The organism is Streptomyces recifensis, assembly GCF_002154615.1.
Lineage (GTDB): Bacteria > Actinomycetota > Actinomycetes > Streptomycetales > Streptomycetaceae > Streptomyces > Streptomyces griseoluteus.
The window spans coordinates 1-3,874 of sequence record NZ_MUNH01000642.1; the positions used below are offsets into that span (position 1 = coordinate 1).

Here is a 3,874-nt window from a genome sequence, read left to right on the forward strand (position 1 = left end):
GACCTCGGCCCGCTGGTCTCCCGCGTACTGTGCCGGGCCGCGGGGACCGTGCTCGGCGCGCTGGTGTTCGCCGGTCTGGCCGCGCTGCTGCCCCATCCGGCCGGGCTGATCGTCCTGGTCACCGTGTGCGGCGCGCTGCTGCCCGTCTCCACCCGGCACTTCGCCGCGCTCACCGCCGTCGTCACCGTGCTCGTGCTCGCCCTGATCATGGTCGGTGGCGAGCCGCAGGCGTGCCTCGGCCGGATCGCCGAGACCATGGTGGCCTGCGCGCTCGTCCTGATCGTCGGCCACCTGCCGATGCCGGGCCGCCACGGCGCCGGGGTCCGGGCCCGGCTGGCCGCCGCGGGGAGCGCCGCGGACGCCTACCTCGCGCACGTCCTCGCCGAGACCGGCGACCCCGCCGAACGCTGGGCGCTGCGCCGCGAGGCGTACCGCACCCTCGCCGAGGCCCGTACCGCCATCGCCGTCTCCGCCGCCGAGCTGCCCACCCTGGCCCGGCACACCGAGGGCACCGACCAGGTGGCCGCGGTGCTGGAACGGCTCGTCGACACCACCACCGCCTGCGCGGTCCACCTGGACGACACCGGCCGCCTCACCCCCCGGCACACCGGCCAGCTCCAGTCCGCGCTGCGGGAACTGGAGGCCGGGGGCCGGGACTGGACCGGACTCCGCACGGCCGCCTGACCGCCCCGCCGCTCACCGGAAAAAAATCCGCCGCGCGCCGATGAGTTGTGCCCCCGTCCACGGTCAGCAACCCCGAACGGACCGTCGGACAGGAGGACTCATGTCGTTTCCGGAGATCGTCAGCCGCGAACGGTGGCGGGCGGCGCGCGAGGAGTTACGCCGCAAGGAGCAGGCCGTCGAGCGGGCACGGGCCGCGCTCGGCGAGGAACGGCGCCGACTGCCCATGGTCGAGGTCCGCGACGAGTACGTCCTGGAGGGCGGCGACGGCAAGGCCACCCTGCTCGACCTGTTCGGGGACCGCGCCCAGCTCGTCGTCCACCACTTCGTGTTCGCACCGGAGCAGGAGGCCGGCTGCCCCCGCTGTGCGGCCTTCCTCGACCAGCTCGGCCCCCTCGCCCACCTCCTGGCCCGCGACACCGCCTTCGCGGCCGTCTCGCTCGCGCCCTTCACCCGGTTGCTGCCCTTCAAGGCGCGGATGGGCTGGACCGTGCCCTGGTACTCCTCCTGCCACAGCGACTTCAACCGCGACTTCGAGGCGACCGTGGACCGCGACGGCGCCTTCGTCGAACGCCCCGGCCTGAGCTGCTTCCTGCGCGACGGCGAGCGGATCTTCCACACCTACTCGGTGTACGACGAGGCCCTGGACGGCATCGGAGCCCTCTCCGGCCTGCTCGACCTCACCGCCCTGGGCCGCCACCCGCACGGCGGCGACCGGCTCCGGCTGCACGACGAGTACGACCACTGAGCGGACGGTGCCGTTCCGTGTCCGTCCGGGCACCGAACGCGCCCGCCGCCCTGTGGTGAGCGGACGTACACGTTCGGCTGTGAACCGGTGTCGGCTATGTCTCAGTCCCGTCACCGGGCGAGGCGATCACCCCCTCCAGCGCGTTGACTTCGGTAAGTACGACGCATGACTGGAGGTGCGAGATGGTGATTGGGCGGACCGTGCTCGAACGCTTTCCCGCAGGCGGCCCGCGCGGCTCATGGCCCGCGGAGGAGTTCGCGCACGCGCGACGGCAGGAAGGCATGCCGGTCGAGGTCGTGATGGACCTGGCGACCGACACCTTCCTGGTGATCCTGCGCGGTGCCGAGGGCGTGGACTGAACCGCGGAGCGTGCCCGGCTCAGCCGGGCCCCGGTGCGGGGACGGGGTCGGTGAACTGCCCGGCCTGGAGCGCGTACAGCTCCGCGTACACCCCGCCCCGCGCGAGCAGCTCCTCCGGGCTGCCGGACTCCACCAGCCGGCCCCGGTCCAGCACATGCACCAGATCCGCGTGCCGGACCGAGGCGAGCCGGTGCGTGATCAGTACGACGGTCTGCCCCCTGCCCGCCAGCGCCCGGATCTTCTCGAACACCGCCAGCTCGGCCCGCGCGTCCAGCGCCGCCGTCGGCTCGTCCACGATCAGGATGCCACCGCGCCGGTAGGCGGCCCGTGCGATCCCGAGCCGCTGCCACTGGCCTCCGGACAGCTCGTGGCCGCCGGTGAAATTGCGGGCCAGCAGGGTGTCGAGACCGCGCGGCAGACCCGCGACCACGTCCTCGGCACCGGCCTCCGCGACCGCCGCCGCCAACCGCTCCTCGGTCATCGGTACGGAGGAGCGGCCCACCGCCACGTTGACCCGCGCGGTGAACGGCCACCGTTTGAAGTCCTGCGCCACCATCGCCACCCGCTCGGCCAGCAGCCGCCGGTCCGCCCGCGCGGCGTCCACTCCGTCCCACAGCACCCGGCCCCGGTCCGGCGCGTACAGGCCCGCGAGCAGCTTGACCAGGGTCGTCTTGCCCGAACCGTTCTCCCCGACCAGCGCGATGATCCGGCCCATGGGCAGGCTGAGGCTCACCCCGTCCAGCGCGGGCCGCGCCGACTCGCCCGGGTAGCTGAAGGTGACGTCCTCGAACCTGATCTCCTTGGGCTCCTCCGGCAGCTCCTCCCCGCCCACCGGGATCGCCCGCTCGGCCGCCTCCACGTACAGCCGCTTCAGGTCCCCGACGAACAGCGCCTCCTCGTGCAACTGGTTGATCTCCAGCACCAGCGTGTCCAGGCTCGCCGACCCGGTACGGATGGCGATGACCGCCGTACCCGCCACCGACAGCGCCATCGCCCCGGCCAGCAGCAGCGCGCCCAGGGTGGCGTACGTGGCGAGCGTCGCCAGGCCCGTCCAGGCGGCCGCCGCCAGCCCGGTGCGGGCCGCGAGCCGGGAGAGCCGGGCCTGCTCGGCCTCAGCCGTCTCCGACATCGCGCGGTAGTGCCGCAGCAGGAACGGGCCGACCCCGTGCACCCGGATCTCCGGCGCCGCCCCCGGCTCGGTGAGCAGACTGCCGATGAGGTGCCCGGCCCGCGCGTGCTGCACCCAGGTGTGGAAGGACTCGTAGCGCCGCCGCGCGTTGGTCAGCGCGCTCCAGGCGCTCGGCAGCGTCATGGTGACCAGCAACGGGAGCAGGGCGGGATGCAGCACGGTCAGCACACCGGCCGCCGCCACGAGAGAGATCAGCGCGTTGATCACCCGCGCGCTGTAGGAGATCATGTGGCGCGCCGAACGGGCGCCGTACTGTGCGGTGTCCAGCAGCTTGTGGAAGGTGTGGTCCTCGATCGCGGCCAGCTCCACATTGGCCGCCCGCTCCAGATACAGCTCGGTCGCCACCCGTTCCACCTTGGGCTCCAGCCGCCCGGTGGCGTAGGTGGAGGCGGCCCGCAGCAGCGCCGAGATCAGCATCGTCGCCGCCATCACCGCGAGGGCGGGTACGGCGGCGCGCAGCCGGTGCCCGATGTCCGGCCCGGTGAGCAGGCTGCCGAGCGCGCTGTTGACGGCCAGCAGGCTCACCGCCTGGGCCACACCCCGGCCCACCTCGGCGGCCAGCACGGTACGAGCGGCCCTCGGGTCCGCCTGCCGGGCCAGCTCCAGACTGGACGCCAGCATGCCGGGGAGCCGTCGCACCATCGAGCGGAGGCTCAGCTCCAGGAAGGCCTCGGCGTGCTCGTTCCACCCCATGTCGTACCGCAGGGGGCCGCCGAAGAGCAGCCGCTCCGACTCGGAGACCTCTGGACCATCCGGTTCCTTAGAGTCGCCTGGCCTGTTCCGCCCCCGTCGCTGCCGCACCGCGGACCTCCCGCTCGCCGTGACCGAACGGCCACTATCCCCGCGGGCGCCCGGCACGGGCAGAGCGCGAGCGGGGGCAACGGGGGCGTACGGGGG

At 73.5% G+C, this 3,874-nt stretch carries 4 protein-coding genes; 3 read left to right on the forward strand and 1 reads right to left on the reverse strand.

Going from position 1 to position 3,874, the window contains the following annotated elements:
- The 3 genes from CCN33_RS27585 to CCN33_RS32295 all read left to right on the forward strand — a co-directional run.
- Positions 1–684, forward strand: a 684-nt coding sequence (locus CCN33_RS27585) for an FUSC family protein (RefSeq protein ID WP_140394706.1), incomplete at its 5' end; no start/stop codon positions are given.
- A gap of 100 nt (positions 685–784) precedes the next feature.
- Positions 785–1,429 (forward strand): DUF899 domain-containing protein, encoded by a 645-nt coding sequence (locus CCN33_RS27590; RefSeq protein WP_086696136.1) that lies wholly within the window; start codon positions 785–787, stop codon positions 1,427–1,429.
- A gap of 182 nt (positions 1,430–1,611) precedes the next feature.
- On the forward strand, positions 1,612–1,788 hold the full coding sequence (locus tag CCN33_RS32295; RefSeq protein ID WP_086696137.1) for a hypothetical protein: 177 nt from the start codon (positions 1,612–1,614) through the stop codon (positions 1,786–1,788).
- Positions 1,789–1,807: 19 nt separating this feature from the next.
- Here the strand turns inward: CCN33_RS32295 and CCN33_RS27600 are convergent, their stop codons facing one another.
- Positions 1,808–3,670 (reverse strand): ABC transporter ATP-binding protein, encoded by a 1,863-nt coding sequence (locus CCN33_RS27600; RefSeq protein WP_244173955.1) that lies wholly within the window; start codon positions 3,668–3,670, stop codon positions 1,808–1,810.
- Positions 3,671–3,874: the final 204 nt, after the last annotated feature.

Bases quoted from the DNA above. Each gene is read 5' to 3' on its own strand.
- CCN33_RS27600 (WP_244173955.1), bottom strand. From the start codon at position 3,670: ATGGGGTGGAACGAGCACGCCGAGGCCTTCCTGGAGCTGAGCCTCCGC.
- CCN33_RS27590 (WP_086696136.1), top strand. From the start codon at position 785: ATGTCGTTTCCGGAGATCGTCAGCCGCGAACGGTGGCGGGCGGCGCGC.
- CCN33_RS32295 (WP_086696137.1), top strand. From the start codon at position 1,612: ATGGTGATTGGGCGGACCGTGCTCGAACGCTTTCCCGCAGGCGGCCCG.